Here is a 23,392-nt window from a genome sequence, read left to right as displayed (position 1 = left end):
GCCCCGTCGCATGCAGGTGTCGAGTTTCCCCGCCACCTGGATGGTGCGGGGCCGTGGTTTTCGGGAGTTACACGAAGACGACGGGCCGCACCAGGGCAGTGGTGACGGTGGTGGTGGTGGTAATGGTGGTGGTGGCGACCGGCGCAGTCGGACGGCCCGCAATGGCGGGGGCGATCAGGCTGGCGTGGGCGGCATCAAGGACCATGACGCACAGAAAACACTGTGCGCCGGTCCGCTGTCAAGTGCTGCGATGCAAAAAATCATTGCGGCGATCATCGGCCAACGTGCCGGCATTTGGTTGCATCTGAGACCAAGCCGGTATCAGCACGCTTGACGCCCACATTCAGCCTGCATGTTCGGCGATCGCCCGTGGCGAGCGATGGGCATGCGCGCACAGCATCACGCCGGCCACCAGGAACACGATCGCCAGCGCCTCCAGCAGCGAGGGCCAGCGCTGCTGCCAGGCGAAGGCATACGCCAGCGCGAACAGCGTCTCGAACACGATCATCTGCCCGGTCAGGGTCAATGGCAGCAGGCGGCTGGCACGGTTCCAGAACGCGTTGCCGAGGATCGAGGCCACCACTGCCACGCCGGCGCTGATCGCCCAGAAGCCACTCCACTGCGCCGCGGTGTGGGTACCGCTGTGGCCGATGAAGGCCATCGGCACCAGCAGCAGGGCCAGGCCGCCAGTGGTGACGCCGGTCAGCAACGACCAGTCGTGGCTGGACAGGTCCGGCCGGCGTGCCAGCCAACGACTGTTGCCGATCGAGTACAGCGCCCACGAGAACAGCGCGCCGAACGCACAGAGCAGGCCGATCAGGCGCTGCCGCCACGGTGTTGCGAGGTGTTCGGACATCAATGCTTCCCAGCCCACCAGCGCCACGCCGAGCACGCACAGGCCCAGCGCCGGCAGCAGCTGCTTCAACGGCACCGCGCCCTGCTCGCGCACGCCAACCACAGTGACCACCACCGGAATCAGGCCGACAATCAATGACGCCGCCGCGCCACCGGCCCACTGCACCGCCGTGGCCAGCAGCAGGAAGTACACCAGGTTGCCGGCCAGGCTCAGCCACAGCAGCCCGAACCATTCGGCGCGGCCCAGCCGCGGTGCCAGCCGCTTCCAGCGCGGCAGCAGCAGAGCGATGGCAATCAGGCCATAGACCAGGTAGCGACCGGCGGACAGTTGCAGGGCATTGAACGACTGCAGCACGGCGGGCGCGAGAAAGACCACGCCCCACAGCGCGCCAGCGGCAACGCCATTGGCGATGCCCAGGGCCATCGGGTTGTTGCGCATTCGGGTTCTTCGGGGGAAGAGAACGGGCCGCGCAGTGTAAGCGCTGGCCAGCGGGCGCTCTTGACCGAGGCTATTGCCTTGTCATCTCTGTAGAGCCGAGCCAATGCTCGGCTGCGATTGGCCGCTGTGCAGATAAGGGCAGCCGAGCGTGGGCTCGGCTCTACAGGTCAGATGGCGCCCCTGCGCCAGGCGGCCGGCGTCTGCCCGCACTCACGACGCAGCGCACGGGTCAGTGCACTCTGCTCGGAATAGCCTGCCGCCAGCGCGATATCGCTGATCGGCGCCGCACTGGTACGCAGCTGGTGCTTGGCCCAACGCAACCGGCTTGCACTGAGCCAGGCCTGCGGGCTCAGCCCGAACTCCCGCTGGAACAGCGCATGCAACCGGCTTTCGCTGACACCGACGAAGGCGGCCATGCGTGCTACCGGCCACGCCTGGCCCGGATCAACCTGCACCGCCGCGCACAGGCCCTGCAGGCGCGCACCACTGCCCGCCGGTGCGAACACCTGGAGCAGCTGCGGCAACAGGGCCGGCAGTGCCTGGCCCTCACACACCTGCGCCAGGCGCTGTCGCAGCGCCAGTGGCAGATGCAGCCAGCGCTGGCGGCACAGGTGTTCCTGGGTACCGTCATCGAGCACACCCCGGGGGCAGTCGACGATCACGAAAGCATTCGGGCCATCGGCCATCTGGTCGTGTGCTTCGCCAGCCGCGACGAAGGCCCCCTGCAGCAGGTCCAGGCGACCACCGCGGCCTTGCATCTCGAACTGCAGTTCGCCCTGCAGCGGCAGCACCCACTGCGCGTAGTCATGACGGTCCAGGCCGGTGGCCTGGCCGTAGTGCCGCAGGTGGAAGATCGCGCCCATATGACGAGTGTGCGCGTGCTGGCATTTCCCTGCAACGCGGCCCCGGCACCGGCCATGCTATGTTCCAGCCAGTTACAGACGCAGGGATGGCAGGATGAACAGCATGATCCGATTGCTTCCACTGGCACTGGCCAGCGCCTTACCCCTGGCCGCCCTGGCCCAGGCGCCATCCGCACCATCGGCCGCCGAGCGCATCGCACCTGCACCGCACTGCCTGGACGCACGTGACGTACGCCAGGTCGAGCAGGAGACACCGACCGCCATCGCGGTCCGTGATGGCAGGGGCCAGGCCTTCCGCATCGACTTCAGCGCAGCCTGCCCGGGTGTCAACGAAGCCAGCGCACTGCGGCTGGAGGCGCCTTCGGGCTGGGCCTGCGGCCGCCCCAGTGAACAGGTGATGGTGGATGGCCGCCGCTGCGGCGTCGGCAGTGTCACCCCCATCGACAACCGGCAGTTCGCCAGCACCGCTCGCCAGAGCAGCCGCCTGTACGCGGCCACCCTGCCGCCGGTGAACGTGACCGCCACAGGCAAGCCCAGCCGTGGCGGCAACAGCCCGCGCCATACCTTCCAGGCCTCGCCAGCGTTCTGCTTCGCCACCCGCCATGTGCGCAGCTGGAACGAGGATCCGCAAGGCGTAGTGGTGGAGACCAATCCGCGCCGCAATGGCGGCAATCGCTATTACCGCGTCGAACTGGCCGGCAGCTGCTCGATCCTGGCCGGGGCGACCTCGGTGGAATTCCAGTCCGGTTTCCAGAACGGCCTGATCTGTGGCAATCCGGGAGATCGCATCGTGGAGACGCCGTCCGGAATCCCCGGCGACATGCGCGCCAGCACGCCGCGCTTCGCCCGCCCGGGCTGCAGCGTGCTGGCGGTCTATCCGAAGGACGCGCCGGACCAGGCCTCGCGCTAGCCGTCCACGCCAAGGAAGGCGAACGGTGCACTGGGTACGAAGTGACCCAATGCATCGCCGGCGAACGTGTTGCGCTGGTCCTTGCCAAGGTCGAGCTTGAGCACCTGGCCGCCGAAATCGACCTTGTTCAGATCGATCCAGAAGGTGTTGGGGGTCAGCGCCGATTCGAAGAAGTACAACCGCCGCTTGTGGTCGGCCACCGTGCGCCAGCGCGTCGATGAGATGTTCGGCTCGCCCGGCGTGGTGATGCCGTACGGCACCGACGCATTGCGGATCACGCTGAACACGCTGGCCAGCGCTTCCACCGGGTCCTCGGCCTTGGGAATGGCGTTGATGTAGAACGACGCACGCGCGAAGCGGTCGGACGAGCGGTTGGTACCCGGCAGCATCACCGTGCCACCGATCTGCTGCCAGTAGCTGTTGAGTGCCAGCTGCTGCTCGAAGATCGGCGAGTTGGTCATCACCTGGTAGCGCCGGTCATGGTGGATCACCTGGCGCCCCCCGATGTACTCGACGATGGCACTGTCGCCGCTCGCGTCGGACAGCGACAGATGCAGCGTCGCCTGGCGGTCCTCGCCCGGCACCTTGTCGGTGACGATCGAGTACGGCTCACGCTTCAGCGCCGCCACCGCCTCGTCCACGGTCGCGAAATTGTCCAGCACATACTGCGCCCACAGCGAAATCGCCAGTCCCGGCTTGTTGCCGCGCTGCTGCGGATACTCCGATTCGACCAGCCACAGCAGGTTGGCCACCAGGCCCTTCTCGTTCATGCCATCGGTGGTCGACACGTCGTAGCCGGTGGCCACCACCGAACCATAGCGCGCTGTCCAGGCCAGCGACTTCGGTCCGGCCTGGCCGGTGCGCGCGATGCCGCGCGGCAGCACATAGAGGTTGGTCGCCACGTCGACCTTCCAGTCCATCGAGCGTGCGGTGATCACATCACCGTTGTCACCCAGGTACACCGCGCGCGTGCAGGCCAGCGCCGGTGCCACCGCAGCGGCCAGTGCGACCGCCAGCATTGCCCTGCCCGTCCACTTCATCCGTACCATGTCGTTGTGCTCCTTTCCCCGTGAACCCCGGATCTGACCGCACGCAGGGTGACACAGGGGTGAAGCCTCAGCGTACGACCCGATCGTGCAGCCAGAAACCTGCAAGCATTGCAGGCACGAACCACAGCGCTTCACGCGATGCGACTGCCAGCCCGGCGATGGCCGGTCCCGGGCAATAGCCAGCCCATCCCCAGCCGATACCGAACAGTGCGGCGCCCAGCAGCAGGCGCGCATCGACATCACGCGCACTGGGCAGCTGGAAGCGCACCGCGAACCACGGCTGCGCGCGGCGCAGCACCCAGCGCTGGCCGACCGCACTGACGAGCAGCGCCGAGCCCAGCACCCACACCAGGGCGGGATCGAAATCACCTGCAATGTCGAGGAAGCCGAGCACACGGCGCGCGTCGGTCATCCCCGAAAGCGCCAGCCCCGCACCGAACAGCGCACCCGCCGCTGCCGCGGCCCCTGTCGCGCGGCTCATGCCAGGCCTCCGCCGTGGCGGATCAGGAACGTCGTCAGCATCGCGCAGGCCATGAACACCAGCACCGCCAGCAGCGAGCGCTTCGAGCCGCGAGCCATGCCACAGACGCCGTGACCACTGGTACAGCCACTGCCCAAGCGGGTGCCGAAGCCCACCAGCAGGCCGGCGCCGATCAACTGCCAGGCAGGCAAGGCATCGCGCAACTGTACCCGCGGCAACCCGTCGGGCAGCGACTGCCACCACAGCACCAGCCCGGCCGCCGCGAGCAGGCCAGACAGGAAGGCCCAGCGCCATCCGCGCTCGCCTTCCGCTGCGCGCAGGCTGCCTGCGGCGATCCCGCTGATACCGGCCACACGCCCGAGGGTGGCGAGCAGCAGCACTGCGGCGGCGCCGATCAACCCACCGCCGGCTACCGCAGTCCACGGCAGGTTCATGCCCTGCCCTCATTCACGCCCTTCATGGGATTGCCCTTTTAATTAGATTTATCTAAATTAGACACGTCTAAACAAAAAGGTCAACCATGCCCAGCACCCCGCTCGACAGTGCCGCGATGGCCAAGCACGCCGCGCAGGCCGCTGCCCTGCTCAAGCGCCTGGCCCATCCTGCCCGCCTGCGCGTGCTGTGCCGCCTGGTCGAAGGCGAAGCGCCGGTGCCGGAGCTGCAGGCGCTGACCGGATTAAGTGCGTCCGCGCTGTCGCAGCACCTGGCTGTGCTGCGCGATATGGACATCGTGGCGACCCGGCGCGAAGCGCAGGCCATCCACTACCGCATGCAGGAAGGGCCCGCATTGGGCGTGCTGCAGGCGCTGCATGCCGCCTATTGCGGCGGCGGCACCTCGGGCTGACGCTCAGCCGGCGTGCAGTGCTGGCTGCACAACGTTGTCGAGCAGGTCCACCGGCGTCGGCGCGGAGCGATCACCCTGCAGCGTACGGGTAAAGCCCGACCAGTCGCTGGATGACAGCTGGCGCAACAGCGCCTGCTCCACCGGCAGCGCACGCATCGACCAGTACGGAAACTGGCGCTGGCCCAGGCGGCCGCGCGCCAGTTCAATGATGTCGATATGGCTGCCGGCCTGCAGGATGCGTTCGTAGACCGAACCGATGCCATCCGGCGGCCCTTCGATGTACTGCAGGAAACGCCCGCCGTCGTGCAGCAGCACGCCGGTCACGCCGGCCATCTTGTTGAAGCGGGCCGCATCGTCGACCAGCGCCTGCAGCCGTCGAGCGGAGAGATCCGGCAGCGCCCGGCTGACATAGGCGATCGCACGCAGTGGCATGGTGCTTCCTTGGCAATATCTGCCGCCACGGTAGCAGTTGCGGACGAGCCCGTCTCAGATCCACGCGTCGCTTGCTGAAGGATTCAGCTGGCCGCCGTTGCCGGGCTTTCAGAGCGCCGTGGCAGCGTCGCCTCGAACACCACCTGCCCCGCCTCGTTGCGCGCGCCGATGTGGCCGCCGTGCGCGCGGACGAACTGATCAACGATGTACAGGCCCAGCCCCAGGCCATTGCTGGGGTGGAAACTGGCCTTGAACGGCTCGAACAATCGCGGCAGCAGCGCGTCGTCGATCCGCCCGGCGTTGCTTACCCGCAGCAGCACGCTGCGCGGATCGCGGCCGTCCACCTCCACCCTCGCCTCGCTGCCATGGGTAAGCGCGTTGCCGACCAGGTTCGCGGCGACCTGGCCAAGCCGATCCAGATCACCCTGCAGACGGGTATCGCCCTGCATGTCGAGATGCACCCGTGCGTGGCCGTGGGCGCTGCCCGCTTCGGCCACCACGGCACGCGTCACTTCCGCAAGATCGCAGGCACTTGCCTGCAGGCGCAGGCCGCCGCTGCGGATCCGCGAAAAGTCCAGCAGCTGCTCGACCATCCGCGCCATGCGCAGGGTGCTGGCTTCCAGGTGCTTCAGGGTCTGCTGCGCACCGGCATTGTCCTCTGGAAGCTCCAGCGCCAGCTTGTCGGCACACAGCAGGATCGCCGACAGCGGCGTGCGCAGGTCATGGGTGAGCACGGCCGCCATCGTCTCGTTGAGCTTGAGCGAACGTTCCAGCGCCTCGTTGCGCGCCTTCAGCAGCTGGCGCTGCTGGTAGAGCTCGATGAAGACGTTGACCTTGCTCAGGATCACCTGCGGTGCGACCGGCTTGTGCAGGAAATCGACCGCACCTGTTTCGTAGCCCTTGAAGGCACGCACCGGGTCATCCGGCGAGGCGGTCAGGAAGATGATCGGCACATCGCGGCTGCGGTGCGAACCGCGCATCAGCTCGGCCAGGGTGAAGCCATCGATCTCCGGCATGTGCACATCCAGCAATGCCAGCGCCACCTCGTGCTCCAGCAGCAGCTCCAGCGCCTGCGCACCCGAGCCCGCAAGCAGCAGGTTCACGCCCTCGCGCTGCAGCAGCGCCTGCATGGCTACCAGGTTCTGCGGCACGTCATCGACGATCAGCAGGTTGACCGGGGTCTGCGACTGCGCAGGGTCCGGTGGCAACAGGTTCATGCAAACAACTCCTTCAGGCGACGGCACATCAGTTCAAGGGGCAGCACGGCATCGGCGCCAGCGTGCTGCAGGGCGGAGGCCGGCATCATCGATGCCTCGGCCTCCTCGGGACATTGCAGCCAGGCGCGGCCACCAGCGGCGCGCACGGCGGCCACGCCTTCGCTGCCATCACTGCTGGCACCGGTCAGCAGCAAGGCCAGCACCTGCGCGCCGAACACCGCTGCCGCCGACTCGAACAGCGGATCGATGGCCGGGCGAGAAAACAGCACCGGGGCGTCCACCGACAGCGCCAGCGAACCGGCGTCTTCCACCAGCAGGTGATAGTCCGGTGGCGCAAAGGTCACCGTGCCAGGCTGCAGCGGCTGCTTGTCTTCGGCCTCGCGCACCGGCAGCGCGCAGTACGGCGCCAGCACTTCGGCGATGCGGCTGCTGCGATCGCGTGGCAGGTGCAGCACTGCCAGCACCGGCGCCGGCAGTGCCGCAGGCAGCGCGCCAAGCACCGTCTGCAGCGCTGCGACCCCACCCGCAGAGGCCCCGATCACCAGCACGGCCGGTCGTATCGGCAGGCTCATCAGGCGACTTTCCGGTACAGGCGATGCTCGCGCGAGCAGACCTCGAACGCACCGTGGTGGCGCCCGAACTGCAGCGACTCCTTGCTGCCCAGGCCAAGGAAGCCGCGATGCACCAGCGCATCACGGAACAGGCCCACCGCGCGATCCTGCAGGTCGCGGTTGAAATAGATCAGCACGTTGCGGCACGACACCAGGTGCACTTCGGAGAACACGGTGTCGGTGGCCAGGCTGTGGTCGGCGAACACCACGTTGCGGCGCAGCTGGCGGTTGAACACCGCGCCATCGTAGGCCGTGGCGTAGTAGTCGGAGAGCGAAGCGGTGCCGCCGGCCGCCAGGTAGTTGCGGCTGAACTGGGCCATGCGGTCGATGCCATAGGCGCCGGCTTCGGCGGTGGCCAGCGCTGCCGGATTGATGTCGGTGGCGTAAACGATGCTGCGCTCGAGCAGGTCTTCCTCGTGCAGCAGGATCGCCAGTGACCACACTTCCTCGCCCGTACTGCAGCCAGCCACCCACAGCTTCACCGAGGGATAGGTGCGCAGCACCGGCACCACCTGCTCGCGCAGCTCACGGAAATAGGCCGGGTCACGGAACATCTCCGAGACCTGCACGGTGAAGAACTGCATCGCCTGCGCGAACAGGTCCGGCTCGTGCAGCAGGCGGTGCTGCAGGTCGGCCAGCCGCTCGCACTCGTAGCGCTGCATGGCCTGGCGGATGCGCCGCCGCAGCGACGATACCGCGTAGCTGCGGAAGTCGTAGTGGTAGCGCTGGTACAGCGCTTCCAGCAGCACCTTCAGTTCCAGGTCGAACAGCGCCTGCTCGTTCATTGCCGCGAGCACCAGACACGGCACAACGAGACCAGCTTGTCGACATCGATGGGCTTGGCGATGTAATCGTTGGCACCGGCCTGCAGGCATCGCTCACGGTCGTCCGGCATGGCCTTGGCGGTCAGCGCGATGATCGGCAGGTCCTGCAGGTGGCGCTGCGCGCGGATCTCGCGCATCGCGGCCAGCCCATCCTTCTCCGGCATCATGATGTCCATCAGCACCAGATCGACCTCACGCTCGGCCAGGCGATCCACCGCTTCCTGGCCATTGCGCGCGATCTCCAGCGTGACGCCGAGCGGTTCGAGCACGCTGGACAGCGCGAAGATGTTGCGGACATCGTCTTCGGCCAGCAGCACGGTACGGCCATCGAGCACGGTGTCGCGACGGCGCGCTTCGCGCAGCAGGCGCTGCTGGTCGGTCGGCAGGCTGGCCTCGACGCTGTGCAGGAACAGGGTCACTTCATCCAGCAGGCGTTCCGGCGAACGCGCACCCTTGATGATGATGCTCTTGGAATAGCGGCGCAGGCGCTGCTCTTCCTCGCGGCTGAGCGCGCGGCCGGTATAGACGATCACCGGCGGGAAACCGACCTCATCGTTGCCGGCCATGTGTTCAAGCAGGTCGTAGCCGCTGCCGTCGGGCAGCGACAGGTCCATCACCATGCAGTCGAACGTGACCGTGCTGAGCTGTTCCAGTGCACCGGCCAGGGTGCCCACCGCGACGATCTGCAGCTGGTCGCGGCCCAGCAGCAGTTCCAGGTTGCTGCGCAGCTCGCTGTCGTCCTCGACGATCAGCAGGCGCCGCACGTCGCGCTGGCTGGTCTGTTCCAGCTGCTCGATGGCCGTCACCAGCCGCTCGCGCGTGGTCGGCTTGATCGCGAAGCCGATCGCGCCCAGCTCGCGCGCCACCTGGCTGCGGTCCGTTGCCGAGACCACATGCACCGGGATGTGGCGGGTTTCGGGGTTGCGCTTCAGGCGCTCCAGCACGCTCAGGCCCGACACGTCCGGCAGGCCGATATCAAGCAGGATGCCGTTTGGACGCAGCTCACTGGCAAGTGTCAGCGCTTCTTCCGCCGTACCCGCCACCACGCAGTCGAAGTCCAGTTCATGGGCCAGGGCCACCAGTGCTTCGGCGAACGTGGCATCGTCCTCGACCGCCAGGATCAGGCGCCCGGCGCGCTGGCGGCGGCCGCGGTCGTCGGCCACGCCGGCCGACACAGTGGCCGGCGCCGACGCAGTGGCAGCGCGCACCGGCGCGGGCGGCAGCACGGCCGGTGTCCGTGCCGGCGCCGGCACTGCCACGGGGGCCTCGGCAGCCTCGGCTGCGCTCGCCGCGGGGGCGCCCTGCAATGGCAGCTCCAGGATGAAGCAGCTGCCGCGCCCGGGCTCGCTGTCGACCTGGATCTGGCCGCCCATGCGCTCGGCCAGGTCGCGCGAGATCGACAGGCCCAGGCCGGTACCGCCGTAGCGACGGCGGGTGCTGCCGTCGGCCTGGCGGAAGGCTTCAAAGATGACGTCCAGCTGCTCGCGGGCGATGCCGATGCCGGTGTCGCAGACCTCGAACCGGATGCGGCCATTGCCGGCCGCACGCACGTGCAGGCTGACCTTTCCGTGCTCGGTGAACTTCACCGCATTGGCCAGCAGGTTCTTCAGGATCTGCTGCAGCCGCTGGCTGTCGACCACCAGCTGGCTCGGTGCCAGCGCATCGGCTTCGATCTGCAGGGCCAGGCCCTTCTGCCGCGCCATCGGCTCGAAGGTCTCGCGCAGGCGCTGCAGCGCGCTGTCGACCACCACCACTTCATCGGACAGTTCGACATGGCCGGCCTCGATGCGCGACAGGTCGAGGATGTCGTTGATCAGTGCCAACAGATCGTTGTTGGACGAGAGGATCGCACGGGCGTACTTCACCTGTTCCTCGGTGAGCGTGCCGTCCTTGTTGTCGGCCAGCAGCTTGGCCAGGATCAGCGAGCTGTTCAGCGGCGTGCGCAGTTCGTGCGACATGTTGGCCAGGAACTCGGACTTGTAGCGCGATGTCGCGGCCAGTTCGTTGCTGTTGCGCACCAGCTGGCTCTGCGCGACCAGCAGCGCCTGCTTCTGCGCCTCCAGCTCGTGGGTGCGCTCTTCCAGCTGCACGTTGCTCTGTTCCAGCTCGGCCTGCTGTTCTTCCAGGTGGCTCTGCGACTGCAGCAGGCTGCGGCTCTGCTCTTCCAGTTCCTCGTTGGCCACGCGCAGCTCTTCCTGCTGGGCCTGCAGCTCCTCGCCCTGGCGCTGCGACTCTTCCAGCAGCACCACCAGTTGCGCACGCAACAGCGATGCGCGCAGCGCCATGCCGATGGTCTCGGCACAGCGCTCCAGCAGCTCGCGATCCAGATCACGCTGTTCACCGACCCGGGCGCGGCCCAGTTCGATGATGCCGACCACGGCGCCGTCGCTGCTGAGCGGCGCCAGGATGCGCTCGCGCACCGGCAGCCGGCCCAGGCTGGTCTGCAGTTCAAGCACGGCGGCATCGTCGCCATGCAGGTGGCGGATCCGTTCATCACGAGCGACCTGCCCGGCCAGCCCTTCGTGCAGGGCCAGCGAGGCCGGCGCGCCCGAAGGCAGCGCCATGCCACCGGTCAGCTGCAGCCGTCCGCCTTCCAGCCGATAGACCGCACCGACCTCCGCGTCCAGCTGCCCGGCCAGGCTCGTCGCAGCCGCCTCGGCGATCTGCTCCGGCCCCAGGTCACCGCGCAGGCTCGACGCCACCGCGTTCTCGGCCTCCTGCAGCCAGAGCGCGCGCATGGCCTGGCGGCGGGCCTGGATGGCGCGCGAGACGATCAGCGCGATCATCAGGAAGGCGCAGCCACCGATGGTGCGGTTGACGAACGAGAACGACGAGTTGTTGCTGGCGGGCGCCACGTTGAAGCCGATCACCAGCAGGACACAGGCGATCATCGCGACCACGAACGGCGCGCGCGCACTGCGCTGGAACACCGTGACGCCCACGGCCAGGAAATAGGCCAGCCAGACCGCGTATCCCAGCGGCACCACCAGTTCCAGCGCGATGGTCGCCGCCAGCAATACGGCAGAGGTCATCCAGATCCAGCGGTCACGCGTAGTCGCACCAGGACGCATGCAGGTCGGTTCCAGAAGGCAAAGGGTGGAAGATGGTACTCCGTGTCGCATTCAGCCGCACAGGACAAATGGCACGTGTCAGGTGTGCACGCATCCTTCACACTTGAATGCCTAGCTTCACGTCCCTCACAGGGGTAACACTTATCTACACGTGGACGCAGCCGCCTCTACGATGTCCGTGCTGACGGACCCTTCCCGACAACTGCGATTGCTGATCGACAGCGTGCGCGACCATGCGCTGTACCTGCTTGATCCTGAAGGCATCGTCTGCAGCTGGAACCCGGGCGCCGAGCGCATCAAGGGCTATTCAGCCGATGAAGTGGTGGGTACGCACTTCGGTCGTTTCTACCTGGCCACCGAGCGCGAGGCCGGCGAACCGCAGCGCCTGCTCCGCCTCGCGGCGCAGCAGGGCCATGTTGCCAGCGAGGGCTGGCGGGTACGCCGCGATGGCTCCTCGTTCCGCGCCAGCGTGGTCATCGAGCCGGTCGTCGAAGCGGGCGAACTGCTTGGCTTCGTCAAGATCACCCGCGACATCACCGAGCAATGGCAGGCACAGCGACTGCTGCGCGATGCCCAGCGTGCGCTGCGCAACACCCAGCAGTTCGAGACGGTCGGCCGGCTCAGCCGCGGCCTGTCGCACGAGTTCAACAACCTGCTGACCACCATCGGCAACGCACTGGACCTGCTGTCGCTACGCGTCCGCGGTGACGATGCACGCGCCGCCGAGCTGCTGGACGCTGCGCAGGCGGCCACCGACCGCGGCGCCCTGCTGACCCGCCAGCTGCTGGCCTTCAGCACGGGCCAGACCCTGATCCGCGAACCGCTGGACATCAACACGCTGGTACAGCAATGGCTGCCGGGCCTGCAGCGCGCCTGCCCGCCCACGGTGACGCTGGACGCCTGCCTCACGCCGGGCCTGCCGCAGGTGTGCACCGACGCGATGCAGCTGCAGGCTGCCCTGGCCAACCTGGTGGCAAATGCCGTGGAGGCCACCATCGATGGCGGGCGCATCCTGATCGGCACCGCGCTGGAACATCGGCTCGACCCGGATGCGGACACTACGCTGCAACGCGGCTATGTCACCCTCAGCGTCTGTGACGAAGGCCATGGCATGGCGGCCGACATCGCCGAGCGCGCCAGCGAGCCCTTCTTCACCACCAAGGACATCGGCAAGGGCAGCGGCCTGGGCCTGAGCCAGGTGTTCGGATTCACTACCCAGAGCGGCGGCTTCGTCGATGTGTCCACCACGCCCGGTGTCGGCACGACGGTAAGCCTGCTGTTACCCGCATCAGAGGAAGCAACCCATGACCGATGAACCGATCCGCGTACTGATGGTGGAGGACCAGAACGATCTGCGCGAGATGATCGGCCTGGCCCTGCGCGATTTCGGCATCGAGGTCGCCACCACCGCCGATGGTCACGAGGCGGCGGAGCTGCTCAAGGGCGAGGCGCGTTTTGACGTGGTGTTCAGCGATGTCAGCATGCCCAACGGCATGTCCGGCATCGAACTGAGCGAGCACGTCGCCCGCGAACAGCCGCAGGCACGCATGATCCTGTCCTCCGGCTATGCGCGCTCGCAGCTGCCGCCGCTGCCGGAGCAGGTGGAGTTCCTGCCCAAGCCCTATCGCCTGCGCCAGCTGGTCGAGCTGTTGAAGCAGGATTGACCTTTCGCCAGGCCTGGCGAAGCCGATCTGCGGGTGCCGGGGCCCTACCGCCGCGACTGCGTGGTCGAACGCGTGCTCGGCGGGGTTACCGAGGATCTGCTGCCCGAAGTGCCGGCACCGCTGTTCGCATCCCACTAGCGCCGCCCTGCCCCGCACGGCGGTAGCCGGTCAGCGACTGCCCGGTGTGCCGCCGGAAGTAGCGGCACAGGTAGGACGCATCCTCGAAGCACAATCGCTCGGCGATGCGCCCGATCGGCAGCTCGCTGTAGCTCAGCAGCGCCTTGATCTCCAGCACCACCTGGCGGTCGATCAACGCCTTGGGTGTTTCATCGAAGCACTCGCGGGTCAGCTGTGAAAGATAGAACGGCGTGATGCACAACGCATCGGCATAAGACTGCACGTCGCGCTGGCGGGTACTGCGCTGGCCGACCAGTTCCCAGAAATTCCAGGCCAGGCGCTCGCGCCGGCTGACCGGCGCTGCGGCCCCCTTCTGTGCCGGCAACAGCGTGGCGAATTTCAGGAAAAAGGTCTGCAGTAGATTGCGCAGCATCACGTGCCGATAGCGGCCCCCAGTATGTTGCGCGTCCATCAGCTGCTGCAGCCAGCCCTGCAGGAGCGGCACCTCCAGCGGCGACGGCACGCAATGGGGATGCTCATGCAGGAACTTGAACAGCGCGTTGGGCAGTACGTAGGCCACCTCCGACGCCAGCGCCTTCGGCATCAGGCAGACCACCGCCAGGAAGCCACGCGATCGCTTCCGCAGCAGCGCCAGCGTGTCCTCGGCCAGCACCAGCACGTCGTGCCGCTGCACCGCCACCTCACGGAAGTTCAGTGCGAAGCGCGCACGCCCGGACACGCACACCAGTACCGCCAGATACGCGTGCCCGAACGACAGCGGAACCCCCTGCCCCTCGGCCAGCGTACTGACCTCCAGGCGCATCGATTCGTCCTGATCCAGAAGCTGGGGTATGCGGTCCATTGGCTGATCCGGCTGGAATCCGGGGCACAGCATACCTGCGCCAACGAGGCAGTTGTGAAAAGTACCGAAAACATCAAGGTCCCGCCCTGTGCCGGTAACGCGGCACGGCCTAGCCTGTGCGCTCTCTTCCTGCCCCTGGAACGGCAATGCCGCTGCATACCGAACGCTTGATCCTGCGCCCCTGGCGCGACACCGACGCCGTCGACCTGTACGAATACGCCCGCGACCTGCGCGTCGGGTCCATCGCCGGATGGCCAGCCCACACCAGCGTCGAGGAAAGTGGCGAGATCATCCGCACCGTGTTCAACCGGCCGGAGGTCTATGCCCTGCAGAGCCGCGAAGATGGCCGCGCCATCGGCTGCGTCGGCATCCTGATCGGTGCCGACAGCAACTTCGAGATCGGCGAACGCGAAGGCGAGATCGCCTACTGGATCGGCGTACCGTACTGGGGGCGCGGCCTGGTGCCCGAAGCAGTGCGCGAAGTGATGCGGCACGCCTTCCTCGGCCTGCGCCTGGACGCACTGTGGTGCGGCTACTTCGCCGACAACCTGCAGTCCCTGAGCGTACAGAGCAAATGCGGTTTCCAGCATCACCATACCGAAGTGAACAAGTTCAACAGCTTCCTCGGCGACTACCGCACCGAACACATCAGCCGCATCACCCGCGAGCAATGGCAGGCGCAACAGGCTTCCGTGCTGCGCGCGTGATCACCACTCAGCCGGCACGGTGCTGCATGAACAGCAGTTCCGGCGTCGAAGCGTCTTCCATCGGCTGGAAGCCCAGGTCGCGGTACAGGGTCACCGCCGCGACGTTGTCACGATAGACACGCAGGGTCAGCCGCTCCGCCCCGGGCGACTGCAACGCCTGCGCCATCAGCGCCTGCATCAGTACACGTCCCAGTCCACGCCCGCGTGCCCGCGGCGAAACGATGATGCGGCCCAGGTGCAGCGTGCCGGAGGTCGTTGGCCAGTATTGGCCGAAACCAAGGCAGTGGCCATGCGCATCCAGCAGCACCCAACCCGGGCGCTGCTGCAGTTGCAGTGCGTGCGCGAATGCGTCCGGCACGAGCGGATACGCCACGCCGGGACCGGCCCAGCGCCGGGTTGCGCTGGCCGAATCCAGCCACGCGCCGATGGCGGCGAAGTGCGGAGGCTGCACGGGGCGAAGGTACTCACTCATGGCGTGCGCGCAAGGAAGGATGGCCACCATGGTGCGCGATCCCGGTGGCCGGATCACGTTGCACGGCAGCGCTTGAATTTTGTCCCAGGGCAGTAAGCAATGCCGATCGTCCACCGCCGCCACACCTGACAACCACTCTTTTCCTTCTGCCCTCGGGATCCGGCATGATCCACGGCCTCAGCGCCTTGCCTCTTACGCCGGTGACCGAATCGGGCATCGACCTGCACGCCTTCGCTGGGATGGTCGAGCGACTCGCAGCCGCTGGCGTGGACTCGATGGGCGTGCTCGACTCAGCTCCTTCGCACGGCGCCGCTCAAGCACCACGGTCGTGCTGCATCCTAGCGTGCGGCAGCGAGGTTGATCTGTGTCATTCGATACGAATCACGCTTTAGAGGCATCGACTTCGAGATGCTACCATCCAAGCGTCACTTCATAGGGATATAAAGCATGGGTGGTTTCAGCATCTGGCATTGGATCATCCTACTGGCGGTTATCCTGATCCCAGTAGCGATTATTGCGATAGTCCTTGCGCTCAGTCGCCGCAAGAAATAAGAAGCCAATTGAGAGTTCAAACAAAATGGGGCCGCTAAAACGGCCCCATTTGCCTATTGCAAGTCGCCCAACACGCCATCAGCGGATCATATATTCGACGTTGCAAACCTTAGCGACCCCGGCGCCACTACAGGTAATTGCCTTGACACTACCCGTCGACGACGGGCCAGATGCCGACATCGTTGCACCGAGACCTTGAAGATGGGTGACCATCCTTGCAAGATTCTCTCCGCCGTAGTCAGTCCAAGTACCATTCACCTGCTGAATATCGGTCGGAATCAACTGCCCTGCGGCGGTACGCTCACTACCGACTTCGGACTGTCCATTCTGATGCTCGAGGTTGACGACGACAACAACCGAGGAACCGTCCTTAAACACGACCTTCATTATGATCCTCGCTTGATCGCGCAGGCCTGTGTAGTTCGTAACGTGCTGGAGTAGGTCGGCCATTGCCGTGAAAACGTCGGTTCCGACCACCTTGGAAATGACATCCGTGCTACCCGTCGCAGTTTCGACCATTGCACGGAGGTTGTAGTCCGATACGTACTCGTAAGCCGTCATAGCACTCGCGCTCGGATTGAGGCCGAGCGTCGCGATTGGCACGATGAACGTGGGACGAAGTGTGCCACCACCAACGACTTGTACGCGATGAGCTCGGTTCACCTCTTCAACGGCACCCGCCGGTGGAGTCTCCCGCACAACCAGAGGTCCTGCGGCTCTCGGCTCAATGCCACCACCGCCGCCACCGGAGCTTGTACCAACGTAGTACTGCTGAATCTGGTTGTCAGTAACATTAAAAATCAGGTGAGTCCCGGGCCCTTGACGAACGGCCTCAGCGCGATAGTCACCATCAATTCGACAGGTGTCGCATCGGACAGCGGCAGCATTCACGTCTGCGACAAGAGCGCCTAAGCCAACAAATCCAAGCATCCCAGCAAGAGCGTATTTCAAAAGCACTGTCCATCTCCATGTTAGACCGATCGGCGATCGAGGCTTCTTTCCCTCGAAAGCCAAGTCCATGCTATCCCAATCGCTTGGTAAGAAAAAAGGTCGGCAATTCCATCGCGATCGCGATAACCACAGCCAATGCCAGGTACTGAGATCACCTGTGCTGCCGCGCCGCCCGGATGGCCCGCGTTCTGCGAGGAGATGCGGCAGCGCTCGGCAGAGAAAGCACGAACACCGCTGCCCGCCGACGACACGCACCGAGCAACCGCCCGGCCGGCGCAGTCGGCGAGATTTCCACAAGCCGGCAACCACTTCAGCGTCCAGGACTAGCAGCATGTTCTCCAATGGCTTCGGCTGCCATATCCGAGTAGTTTCTTGCGACCTCATTTGCACGCTTCGGTTGTCGTCGCCGTAGTAGCGGTGTCTGCGACCATCTTTCTTGGCACCGTGAGAAAGCAGTTGCTTTGGCCTATTGCAACGTGGAACTTAAGGAGTTGCAGCTGCGGACGATGGTGATACATGGGTTTATGGGGCTGGGAGCGGATTTCTGCGAAGACGCTTTCGTCGGAAGCATCAGTTCACGCGAGCTTCTCAGTAAGAACGCGAAGAATCTCAAGACTGATCGACTTCGGTCTCTTCCGGGTAGGTTGCACGCTCTGCCCGAGGTGGAAGGCGTGGACCTGGCTTGCTTGCTTGGAGACTGTGGGGAAGGAAGTTCGCAGGCTGCAGGCCGCGCTCCGCCGTGGCGTGCAGTGGAAGGAATGGATGCGAACCCGTTTGAGGGGATCCAGGCACCAAGAGGGGTGCGAAGCATTGCCGTCCGGTTCTATACAGCTGATGCCATGCAGCAGCTCTACGCGGCCAATGCCTCCCGGGCCAACCTATGGCGGTTCATGGCACACACCGGAATCCGGCGCGGCGATCTGATGCACCTGAGGCACGAGAACGTGGTTACTGGTCGCCTGCTGGTCGAGAGCGATCCGGACGAGGACGGCGACGGACGCACGAAGTCAGGGAATTGGCGAGAGGTGCCGTTGAACGCCCATGCCGCTGCACCTCTAGCCACCCTTCTCGATCCGCTGGTAAGCGTTCACAAGGACACCGTGAGCGACTGGTCCAAGGATGATGCGACCGCGGCAGGCGTTGGCGGGAGTCTTCACCGCCTGAGGCACACGTTCTGCGCCCATATGGTTATGGCTGGCGTGCCATTGCGGTGCGTGCAGCTCCTGGCCGGTCATGCTGATTACGCCACTACAGAGAAGTACTACGCACACCTCACCCCTGAGGGCGATGATGGCGCGGTGGCGAAGCTAACCTATTGATTCGCTACTGTGACCACTGTGACCAATTAGTACCTTTTGATGGCCCGATATGGCCCATGGCAGCGCAGCAGCTGCCGCAAGTTATTGATTCTGGTGACCCCGGCCCGATTCGAACGGGCGACCTTCCCCTTAGGAGGGGGACGCTCTATCCAGCTGAGCTACGGGGCCATGCAGCCGGGAAGTTTACAGGCAACGTGCCCTGCCCTCCAAGCATTCATGTTCGGCCAGGCCTGGCTGGCGCGTTGCACCATGGTCGGCCGGGGCGCTCTGCTACCATCGGCGATTCAGTTCATCGCGTCCCCCACCTGCCCGCGATGGCGCCAAACAACGTAACGAAATACAGGAGTCTGCATGTCTTCCGAGCTGCTCAAGTCCCTTGGCCTGGACGCGATCAACGCTGGCACGTACCTGGGCAACGGGGAGTGGTCGAGCGCGACCAGCGGTGAGCTGATCACCCCGGTCAACCCGACCACCGGCGAGCCTATCGCGCAGGTCCGCGCGACCACCGAGGCCGAGTACGAGACCGTCGTTGCCCGCGCCCAGGAAGCCTTCAAGGTCTGGCGCACCACGCCGGCCCCGCGCCGCGGTGAAGCCGTGCGCCTGTGCGGTGAAGCACTGCGCAGGCACAAAGACGCCCTGGGTTCGCTGGTTGCGCTGGAAATGGGCAAGAGCAAGCCGGAAGGCGATGGCGAAGTGCAGGAGATGATCGACATCGCCGATTTCGCCGTCGGCCAGAGCCGCATGCTGTACGGCTACACCATGCATTCCGAGCGCCCCGGCCACCGCATGTACGAGCAGTACCACCCGCTGGGCCTGGTCGGCATCATCTCGGCCTTCAACTTCCCGGTCGCGGTGTGGAGCTGGAACTCGTTCCTGGCCGCCATCTGTGGCGACGTATGCATCTGGAAGCCGTCCAACAAGACGCCGCTGACCGCCATCGCCTCGCTGAAGATCTGCAACGACGCCCTGCGCGAAGCCGGCTTCCCGGACATTTTCTTCCTGATCAACGATGCCGGCACCGCGCTGTCGGAAAAGATGGTCGATGACCGACGCGTGCCGCTGATAAGCTTCACCGGCTCGACCCAGGTGGGCCGCACCGTCAACGAGAAGGTCGCGCGCCGCCTCGGCCGCTGCCTGCTGGAACTCGGCGGCAACAACGCCATCATCCTGGACGAAACCGCCGACCTGAAGCTGGCCGTGCCGGGCATCGTGTTCGGCGCCGTCGGCACCGCCGGCCAGCGCTGCACCACCACCCGCCGCCTGATCGTGCACCGCTCGATCTACGCCGACGTGCTGGCCACCCTGGTCAAGGCCTACAAGCAGGTGGAAGGCAAGATCGGCGACCCGACCGATGCGGCCAACCTGATGGGCCCGCTGAACAGCGAAGGCGCCGTGCAGCAGTTCCTCGATGCGATCGCCCAGGCCAAGGCGGCCGGCGGCACCATCGAAACCGGTGGCAGCCGCATCGACCGCCCGGGCAACTTCGTGTTGCCGGCCATCGTCTCCGGCCTGAAGAACAGCGACGCCGTGGTCCAGCACGAGACCTTCGCGCCGATCCTGTACGTGATGCCGTACGACACCCTCGATGAAGCCATCGACATGCAGAACGGCGTGCCGCAGGGCCTGTCGTCCTCGATCTTCACCCAGAACCTGAAGACTGCCGAGAAGTTCCTGTCGGCCGCCGGCAGCGACTGCGGCATCGCCAACATCAACATCGGCACGTCCGGTGCGGAGATCGGCGGCGCCTTCGGTGGCGAGAAGGACACCGGCGGTGGCCGCGAGTCCGGTTCGGATGCGTGGAAGGTCTACATGCGCCGCCAGACCAACACCATCAACTATTCGGATTCGCTGCCGCTGGCCCAGGGCATCAAGTTCGACCTGTGATGGCGAACGACGAGGACACGTCCGTGGGCCAGAGCCCCTCCGGGGACCTGGCCCCAGCGAGGGGTCGGATCCCCGCAGGGGCTCCGACCCTCGATTTCAGCGGCCGCCGCGTGCTCATCGCCGGCGGCAGCAAGGGCATTGGCCGTGAAATGGCGCTGGCCTTTGCCGGCGCCGGCGCACAGGTCTCGGCCTGCGCCCGCGGCCAGGCCGGCCTGGATGCCCTGCGTGCCGATGCACGAGCGCAGGGCTTCGAACTGCACGCGTTTTCCACCGATCTGGCCGACACCGGCCAGATCCAGGCCTGGCTACAGGCCGCCGCCGACGCCCTCGGTGGCATCGATGTGTTGGTCAACAATGCCACCGGCTACGGCATGGCCGACGACGAGGACGGCTGGGCCGCCAGCCTGCAGATCGACCTGATGGCGGCCGTGCGTGCCTCGCGCCTGGCATTGCCATGGCTGCGTGCCTCCAGCGACGCCTGCATCCTCAATCTGTCGTCGATTGCCGCGCAGCAGCCGCGCCCCGGTGGCGCGCCGTACGCCGCGGCCAAAGCGGCGCTTTCGCACTACACCACGTCACAGGCGCTGGCGCTGGCCAAGGACCGGATCCGGGTCAATGCCATCGCCCCGGGCTCGATCGAGTTCGATGACGGCCTCTGGGACCGTCGTCGCGTCGAGGACCCCGCGCTGTACCACGGCACCCTGGCGAAGATTCCGTTCGGCCGCTTCGGCCACCCGCGCGAGATCGCCGACGCCGCACTGTTCCTGTGCTCGCCACTGGCGCGCTGGGTCACCGGTAGCGTGCTCAATGTGGATGGCGGCCAGGTGTTGATGGGCTGATACCGGCACTTCGGTAGCCGCCAACCTTGGTTGGCATGCCTTTCGTCGACCAAGGTCGACGCCTACCAGGGCCGAAATCCCTTCGTCGACCAAGGTCGACGCCTACCAGGGCCGAAATCCCTTCGTCGACCAAGGTCGACGCCTACCAAGGCCGATATCCCTTTCGTCGACCAAGGTCGACGCCGACCAGGGCCGAAATCCCTTTCGCCGGCCAGGGGCGACGCCTGCCATCGCATCCGCCGGGCATGGGATTGCCGGGGCAGAGGCACTATCATGTGCACACTGCCAAGGAGGACCCCGATGAGCGTGGCACCCCGACAGACAAGCGCCCTGGCCGTGGTCAGCCTGGTCATGGGCATCGCCAGCTGGACCGTCCTGCCCTTCGTGGCCAGCATCGTCGCCATCATCACCGGCCACATGGCCCGCGCCGAAATCCGCCGCCGCCCGCACGAACTGGAAGGCGATGGCCTGGCCGTCACCGGCCTGGTGCTGGGCTGGGTCATGGTCGGCGCGGCACTTGCCGCCATCGTGGTCTTCATCCTGTTCTTCGGCGGCCTGGCGTGGCTGGCGGCGGTGTCGAACTGACGCCATGACCGCCTCCGACAGCACTGAACGCTTCAGCAGCCGCGTCGCCGACTACGTCCGCTACCGGCCCGACTACCCACCCGCGCTGCTGGAGTGGCTGCACGGCCCGATGGGTGTCAGCCAGCAGGTGCGTGTGGCTGACATCGGCGCCGGCACCGGCATTTCCAGCCGCCTGTTCCTGGCCAGCGGCCATCCCGTTGTCGCGGTTGAGCCCAATGCGGCCATGCGGGGCGCGGCCGAAGAATGGCTGGCACCGCAGTACCCGCAGTTCCGTGCGGTGGACGGCCGCGCCGAGGCCACCGCACTGGACGATGCCAGCATCGACCTGGTCAGCGTCGCGCAGGCCTTCCATTGGTTCGACACCGTGGCGGTACGCGCCGAGTGGCAGCGCATCCTGCGCCCCGGCGGCCAGGCCCTCATCTACTGGAATTCTCGCCTGCTCGATGCCAGCCCGTTCCTGGTCGGCTACGAACAGCTGCTGCTGGACTACGGCACCGACTACACCGCCGTGGCCGAGCGCTACCAGGACGACGCCACCATGCAGGCCTGGTTCGGCGCTGGCCTGCGCGGCAGGGTGGAGCTGCCGAACGTGCAGCACCTGGACTTCGACGCCCTGCGCGGGCGCCTGCTGTCCTCCTCCTACGCCCCTCAATCCGGTCATCCGCGCCACGCACCGATGATCGACGCTCTGCAGCACCTGTTCGCCGCCCACGCGGTCGACGGCCAGGTCGCTTTTGAATATCGAACCCGAGCCTTCCTCGGCACGCTGGACTGAACCGACGCATGTATTCGCTTGCCCGCCCCTTCCTGTTCTCGCTCGACGCCGAGCGCGCCCACGGCCTTGGCCTGTCCGCACTGGACCTGGCCTATCGCACCGGCACCACGCCGCTGCTGGCCGCACGCATCGCGCCGATGCCCAGCACGGTGTTCGGGCTGACGTTCCCCAACCCGGTCGGCCTGGCCGCCGGCCTGGACAAGAACGGGGAGCACATCGATGCGCTGTTCGCGCTCGGCTTCGGCTTCGTCGAAATCGGCACGATCACCCCGCGCCCGCAGGCCGGCAATCCGCAGCCGCGCCTGTTCCGCCTGCCGGAACACAACGCGATCATCAACCGCATGGGCTTCAACAATGCGGGCGTGGACGCGCTGGTGCGCAACGTCGAGCGCGCGCGCAACCGCCGCGGCCTGCTCGGCATCAACATCGGCAAGAACAAGGACACCCCCAACGAACAGGCCGTGGACGATTACATCGCCTGCCTGGACAAGGTGTACCCGCTGGCCGACTACATCACTGTCAACATTTCCTCGCCCAACACCGCCGGCCTGCGTGAACTGCAGGAAGAAACCGCGCTGCGCCAGCTGGTCAGCCAACTGCGTGACCGCCAGGAAGAACTCGCGGCCCGCCACGGCCGACGCGTGCCGATGCTGGTGAAGGTGGCACCGGACCTCAGCGAGCGTGACATCGATGCCGCCGCCCGCGTGCTGGGCGAGCTGCAGGTGGACGGCGTGATCGCCACCAACACCACCATCGACCACAGCAAGGTGGCCGGCGATCCGCTGGCCAACGAGGCCGGTGGCCTGTCCGGCGCGCCGGTGCTGGAGCAGTCCACGCTGGTGCTGCGCCGCCTGCGCTCTCGCCTGCCCGAGTCGGTGCCCTTGGTCGGCGTCGGCGGCATCCTGTCCGGTGCCGATGCCGTGGCCAAGATGGCGGCCGGTGCCGCGCTGGTGCAGTGCTACAGCGGCCTGATCTTCCGTGGACCGGCGCTGGTTTCCGAATGCGTGGAAGCGATCCGTCGCCGCCGCGAAGCACCCAGCCGCGGCGCGGTGGCCCCACTGTGAGCGCG

Annotated in this window: 25 protein-coding genes and 1 tRNA gene; 12 read left to right on the top strand and 14 right to left on the bottom strand. The window is 66.3% G+C overall.

The features are described from left to right. Positions 1–10: 10 nt before the first annotated feature. The gene (locus VG566_RS14085; RefSeq protein WP_241883814.1) at positions 11–334 is read left to right on the top strand and encodes a hypothetical protein; all 324 of its coding nucleotides are present in this window, start codon (positions 11–13) and stop codon (positions 332–334) included. 9 nt (positions 335–343) lie between these two features. Here the strand turns inward: VG566_RS14085 and VG566_RS14080 are convergent, their stop codons facing one another. Continuing rightward, on the bottom strand, positions 344–1,294 hold the full coding sequence (locus VG566_RS14080; RefSeq protein WP_032957678.1) for a DMT family transporter: 951 nt from the start codon (positions 1,292–1,294) through the stop codon (positions 344–346). Between the two features lie 167 nt (positions 1,295–1,461). Then, on the bottom strand, positions 1,462–2,157 hold the full coding sequence (locus VG566_RS14075) for an AraC family transcriptional regulator (RefSeq protein ID WP_241883813.1): 696 nt from the start codon (positions 2,155–2,157) through the stop codon (positions 1,462–1,464). A gap of 103 nt (positions 2,158–2,260) precedes the next feature. Here VG566_RS14075 and VG566_RS14070 point away from each other — a divergent pair, with 103 nt between their 5' ends. After that, the gene (locus VG566_RS14070; protein WP_241883812.1) at positions 2,261–3,067 is read left to right on the top strand and encodes a DUF6491 family protein; all 807 of its coding nucleotides are present in this window, start codon (positions 2,261–2,263) and stop codon (positions 3,065–3,067) included. Here the strand turns inward: VG566_RS14070 and VG566_RS14065 are convergent. From VG566_RS14065 to VG566_RS14055, 3 genes are all read right to left on the bottom strand, one after another. Then, positions 3,064–4,116, bottom strand: a complete 1,053-nt coding sequence (locus tag VG566_RS14065) for a linear amide C-N hydrolase (protein ID WP_014646937.1) — start codon at positions 4,114–4,116, stop codon at positions 3,064–3,066. The genes VG566_RS14070 and VG566_RS14065 overlap by 4 nt on opposite strands. A gap of 67 nt (positions 4,117–4,183) precedes the next feature. Further along, positions 4,184–4,597 (bottom strand): DUF6691 family protein, encoded by a 414-nt coding sequence (locus VG566_RS14060; protein WP_032957674.1) that lies wholly within the window; start codon positions 4,595–4,597, stop codon positions 4,184–4,186. After that, positions 4,594–5,031 carry a YeeE/YedE family protein gene (locus VG566_RS14055; RefSeq protein ID WP_032957673.1) on the bottom strand — a complete coding sequence of 146 codons (438 nt, stop codon included), beginning with the start codon at positions 5,029–5,031 and terminating at the stop codon, positions 4,594–4,596. The genes VG566_RS14060 and VG566_RS14055 overlap by 4 nt, the downstream gene beginning before the upstream one ends. Before the next feature lie 86 nt (positions 5,032–5,117). On the opposite strand from VG566_RS14055, the gene VG566_RS14050 reads away from it, so the two are divergent. After that, on the top strand, positions 5,118–5,441 hold the full coding sequence (locus VG566_RS14050) for an ArsR/SmtB family transcription factor (RefSeq protein ID WP_032957672.1): 324 nt from the start codon (positions 5,118–5,120) through the stop codon (positions 5,439–5,441). A gap of 3 nt (positions 5,442–5,444) precedes the next feature. Here VG566_RS14050 and VG566_RS14045 read toward each other — a convergent pair whose 3' ends face one another. The 5 genes from VG566_RS14045 to VG566_RS14025 form a co-directional block, all read right to left on the bottom strand. Further along, positions 5,445–5,873, bottom strand: a complete 429-nt coding sequence (locus tag VG566_RS14045; protein ID WP_053494381.1) for a BLUF domain-containing protein — start codon at positions 5,871–5,873, stop codon at positions 5,445–5,447. 83 nt (positions 5,874–5,956) lie between these two features. Continuing rightward, positions 5,957–7,090, bottom strand: coding sequence for a hybrid sensor histidine kinase/response regulator (locus tag VG566_RS14040; protein ID WP_032957670.1), 1,134 nt, complete (start codon positions 7,088–7,090; stop codon positions 5,957–5,959). After that, the gene (locus VG566_RS14035) at positions 7,087–7,662 is read right to left on the bottom strand and encodes a chemotaxis protein CheB (protein WP_046430340.1); all 576 of its coding nucleotides are present in this window, start codon (positions 7,660–7,662) and stop codon (positions 7,087–7,089) included. The genes VG566_RS14040 and VG566_RS14035 overlap by 4 nt, the downstream gene beginning before the upstream one ends. Next, complete coding sequence (locus tag VG566_RS14030) at positions 7,662–8,486, bottom strand: CheR family methyltransferase (protein WP_075076806.1); 825 nt, start codon at positions 8,484–8,486, stop codon at positions 7,662–7,664. The genes VG566_RS14035 and VG566_RS14030 overlap by 1 nt, the downstream gene beginning before the upstream one ends. After that, positions 8,483–11,596, bottom strand: coding sequence for a response regulator (locus tag VG566_RS14025; RefSeq protein WP_241883811.1), 3,114 nt, complete (start codon positions 11,594–11,596; stop codon positions 8,483–8,485). The genes VG566_RS14030 and VG566_RS14025 overlap by 4 nt, the downstream gene beginning before the upstream one ends. Before the next feature lie 151 nt (positions 11,597–11,747). Between VG566_RS14025 and VG566_RS14020 the strand changes: the two genes are divergently transcribed. Together VG566_RS14020 and VG566_RS14015 are read left to right on the top strand one after the other, a co-directional pair. Further along, complete coding sequence (locus VG566_RS14020; RefSeq protein WP_401733632.1) at positions 11,748–12,911, top strand: two-component system sensor histidine kinase NtrB; 1,164 nt, start codon at positions 11,748–11,750, stop codon at positions 12,909–12,911. Continuing rightward, entirely contained in the window at positions 12,901–13,260 is a 360-nt protein-coding gene (locus VG566_RS14015; RefSeq protein ID WP_014646927.1) for a response regulator, read from the top strand. Before VG566_RS14020 ends, VG566_RS14015 begins: the two co-directional genes overlap by 11 nt. A gap of 85 nt (positions 13,261–13,345) precedes the next feature. Here VG566_RS14015 and VG566_RS14010 read toward each other — a convergent pair whose 3' ends face one another. Continuing rightward, positions 13,346–14,239: a helix-turn-helix domain-containing protein gene (locus VG566_RS14010; protein ID WP_241883810.1), complete on the bottom strand. Its 894-nt coding sequence runs from the start codon at positions 14,237–14,239 to the stop codon at positions 13,346–13,348. 146 nt (positions 14,240–14,385) lie between these two features. On the opposite strand from VG566_RS14010, the gene VG566_RS14005 reads away from it, so the two are divergent. Beyond that, entirely contained in the window at positions 14,386–14,946 is a 561-nt protein-coding gene (locus tag VG566_RS14005; RefSeq protein WP_241883809.1) for a GNAT family N-acetyltransferase, read from the top strand. A 7-nt stretch (positions 14,947–14,953) separates the two neighbouring features. On the opposite strand, the gene VG566_RS14000 is transcribed toward VG566_RS14005, so the two are convergent. Further along, entirely contained in the window at positions 14,954–15,418 is a 465-nt protein-coding gene (locus tag VG566_RS14000; RefSeq protein ID WP_041863362.1) for a GNAT family N-acetyltransferase, read from the bottom strand. Between the two features lie 630 nt (positions 15,419–16,048). After that, a complete protein-coding gene (locus VG566_RS13995; protein ID WP_262216699.1) occupies positions 16,049–16,921 on the bottom strand; it encodes a hypothetical protein in 873 nt (290 codons plus the stop codon). A gap of 839 nt (positions 16,922–17,760) precedes the next feature. Between VG566_RS13995 and VG566_RS13990 the strand changes: the two genes are divergently transcribed. Further along, positions 17,761–18,240 carry a tyrosine-type recombinase/integrase gene (locus tag VG566_RS13990; protein WP_239517629.1) on the top strand — a complete coding sequence of 160 codons (480 nt, stop codon included), beginning with the start codon at positions 17,761–17,763 and terminating at the stop codon, positions 18,238–18,240. Between the two features lie 91 nt (positions 18,241–18,331). Here the strand turns inward: VG566_RS13990 and VG566_RS13985 are convergent. Beyond that, a tRNA-Arg gene (locus tag VG566_RS13985) sits at positions 18,332–18,408 on the bottom strand. Between the two features lie 183 nt (positions 18,409–18,591). Between VG566_RS13985 and VG566_RS13980 the strand changes: the two genes are divergently transcribed. The 5 genes from VG566_RS13980 to VG566_RS13960 all read left to right on the top strand — a co-directional run bounded on the left by VG566_RS13980 (position 18,592) and on the right by VG566_RS13960 (position 23,387). Further along, the gene (locus VG566_RS13980) at positions 18,592–20,124 is read left to right on the top strand and encodes an aldehyde dehydrogenase family protein (RefSeq protein ID WP_014646923.1); all 1,533 of its coding nucleotides are present in this window, start codon (positions 18,592–18,594) and stop codon (positions 20,122–20,124) included. After that, entirely contained in the window at positions 20,124–20,963 is an 840-nt protein-coding gene (locus VG566_RS13975; protein WP_241883808.1) for an SDR family oxidoreductase, read from the top strand. Before VG566_RS13980 ends, VG566_RS13975 begins: the two co-directional genes overlap by 1 nt. 300 nt (positions 20,964–21,263) lie before the next feature. Continuing rightward, complete coding sequence (locus tag VG566_RS13970) at positions 21,264–21,548, top strand: DUF4190 domain-containing protein (RefSeq protein ID WP_014646921.1); 285 nt, start codon at positions 21,264–21,266, stop codon at positions 21,546–21,548. Positions 21,549–21,552: 4 nt separating this feature from the next. After that, positions 21,553–22,323 carry a class I SAM-dependent methyltransferase gene (locus VG566_RS13965; protein WP_049406336.1) on the top strand — a complete coding sequence of 257 codons (771 nt, stop codon included), beginning with the start codon at positions 21,553–21,555 and terminating at the stop codon, positions 22,321–22,323. 8 nt (positions 22,324–22,331) lie between these two features. Further along, the gene (locus VG566_RS13960; RefSeq protein WP_049471279.1) at positions 22,332–23,387 is read left to right on the top strand and encodes a quinone-dependent dihydroorotate dehydrogenase; all 1,056 of its coding nucleotides are present in this window, start codon (positions 22,332–22,334) and stop codon (positions 23,385–23,387) included. The last annotated feature ends 5 nt before the right edge of the window (positions 23,388–23,392 follow it).

The organism is Stenotrophomonas sp. CASM114 (genome assembly GCF_049384325.1).
GTDB lineage: Bacteria > Pseudomonadota > Gammaproteobacteria > Xanthomonadales > Xanthomonadaceae > Stenotrophomonas > Stenotrophomonas muris.
This window is presented reverse-complemented; position numbering and strand designations above follow the sequence as displayed.

What these genes read in the sequence shown, in the direction of transcription:
- VG566_RS14070 (WP_241883812.1), top strand. Translation starts at nt 2,261, where the DNA reads ATGATCCGATTGCTTCCACTGGCACTGGCCAGCGCCTTACCCCTGGCC.
- VG566_RS14000 (WP_041863362.1), bottom strand. Translation starts at nt 15,418, where the DNA reads ATGAGTGAGTACCTTCGCCCCGTGCAGCCTCCGCACTTCGCCGCCATC.
- VG566_RS14015 (WP_014646927.1), top strand. Translation starts at nt 12,901, where the DNA reads ATGACCGATGAACCGATCCGCGTACTGATGGTGGAGGACCAGAACGAT.
- VG566_RS13990 (WP_239517629.1), top strand. Translation starts at nt 17,761, where the DNA reads ATGCAGCAGCTCTACGCGGCCAATGCCTCCCGGGCCAACCTATGGCGG.
- VG566_RS14025 (WP_241883811.1), bottom strand. Translation starts at nt 11,596, where the DNA reads ATGCGTCCTGGTGCGACTACGCGTGACCGCTGGATCTGGATGACCTCT.
- VG566_RS13975 (WP_241883808.1), top strand. Translation starts at nt 20,124, where the DNA reads ATGGCGAACGACGAGGACACGTCCGTGGGCCAGAGCCCCTCCGGGGAC.
- VG566_RS14030 (WP_075076806.1), bottom strand. Translation starts at nt 8,486, where the DNA reads ATGAACGAGCAGGCGCTGTTCGACCTGGAACTGAAGGTGCTGCTGGAA.
- VG566_RS14010 (WP_241883810.1), bottom strand. Translation starts at nt 14,239, where the DNA reads ATGGACCGCATACCCCAGCTTCTGGATCAGGACGAATCGATGCGCCTG.
- VG566_RS14085 (WP_241883814.1), top strand. Translation starts at nt 11, where the DNA reads ATGCAGGTGTCGAGTTTCCCCGCCACCTGGATGGTGCGGGGCCGTGGT.
- VG566_RS14035 (WP_046430340.1), bottom strand. Translation starts at nt 7,662, where the DNA reads ATGAGCCTGCCGATACGACCGGCCGTGCTGGTGATCGGGGCCTCTGCG.
- VG566_RS14045 (WP_053494381.1), bottom strand. Translation starts at nt 5,873, where the DNA reads ATGCCACTGCGTGCGATCGCCTATGTCAGCCGGGCGCTGCCGGATCTC.
- VG566_RS14055 (WP_032957673.1), bottom strand. Translation starts at nt 5,031, where the DNA reads ATGAACCTGCCGTGGACTGCGGTAGCCGGCGGTGGGTTGATCGGCGCC.
- VG566_RS14040 (WP_032957670.1), bottom strand. Translation starts at nt 7,090, where the DNA reads ATGAACCTGTTGCCACCGGACCCTGCGCAGTCGCAGACCCCGGTCAAC.
- VG566_RS13965 (WP_049406336.1), top strand. Translation starts at nt 21,553, where the DNA reads ATGACCGCCTCCGACAGCACTGAACGCTTCAGCAGCCGCGTCGCCGAC.
- VG566_RS14060 (WP_032957674.1), bottom strand. Translation starts at nt 4,597, where the DNA reads ATGAGCCGCGCGACAGGGGCCGCGGCAGCGGCGGGTGCGCTGTTCGGT.
- VG566_RS13960 (WP_049471279.1), top strand. Translation starts at nt 22,332, where the DNA reads ATGTATTCGCTTGCCCGCCCCTTCCTGTTCTCGCTCGACGCCGAGCGC.
- VG566_RS14050 (WP_032957672.1), top strand. Translation starts at nt 5,118, where the DNA reads ATGCCCAGCACCCCGCTCGACAGTGCCGCGATGGCCAAGCACGCCGCG.
- VG566_RS14005 (WP_241883809.1), top strand. Translation starts at nt 14,386, where the DNA reads ATGCCGCTGCATACCGAACGCTTGATCCTGCGCCCCTGGCGCGACACC.
- VG566_RS14065 (WP_014646937.1), bottom strand. Translation starts at nt 4,116, where the DNA reads ATGGTACGGATGAAGTGGACGGGCAGGGCAATGCTGGCGGTCGCACTG.
- VG566_RS14080 (WP_032957678.1), bottom strand. Translation starts at nt 1,294, where the DNA reads ATGCGCAACAACCCGATGGCCCTGGGCATCGCCAATGGCGTTGCCGCT.
- VG566_RS14075 (WP_241883813.1), bottom strand. Translation starts at nt 2,157, where the DNA reads ATGGGCGCGATCTTCCACCTGCGGCACTACGGCCAGGCCACCGGCCTG.
- VG566_RS13970 (WP_014646921.1), top strand. Translation starts at nt 21,264, where the DNA reads ATGAGCGTGGCACCCCGACAGACAAGCGCCCTGGCCGTGGTCAGCCTG.
- VG566_RS13980 (WP_014646923.1), top strand. Translation starts at nt 18,592, where the DNA reads ATGTCTTCCGAGCTGCTCAAGTCCCTTGGCCTGGACGCGATCAACGCT.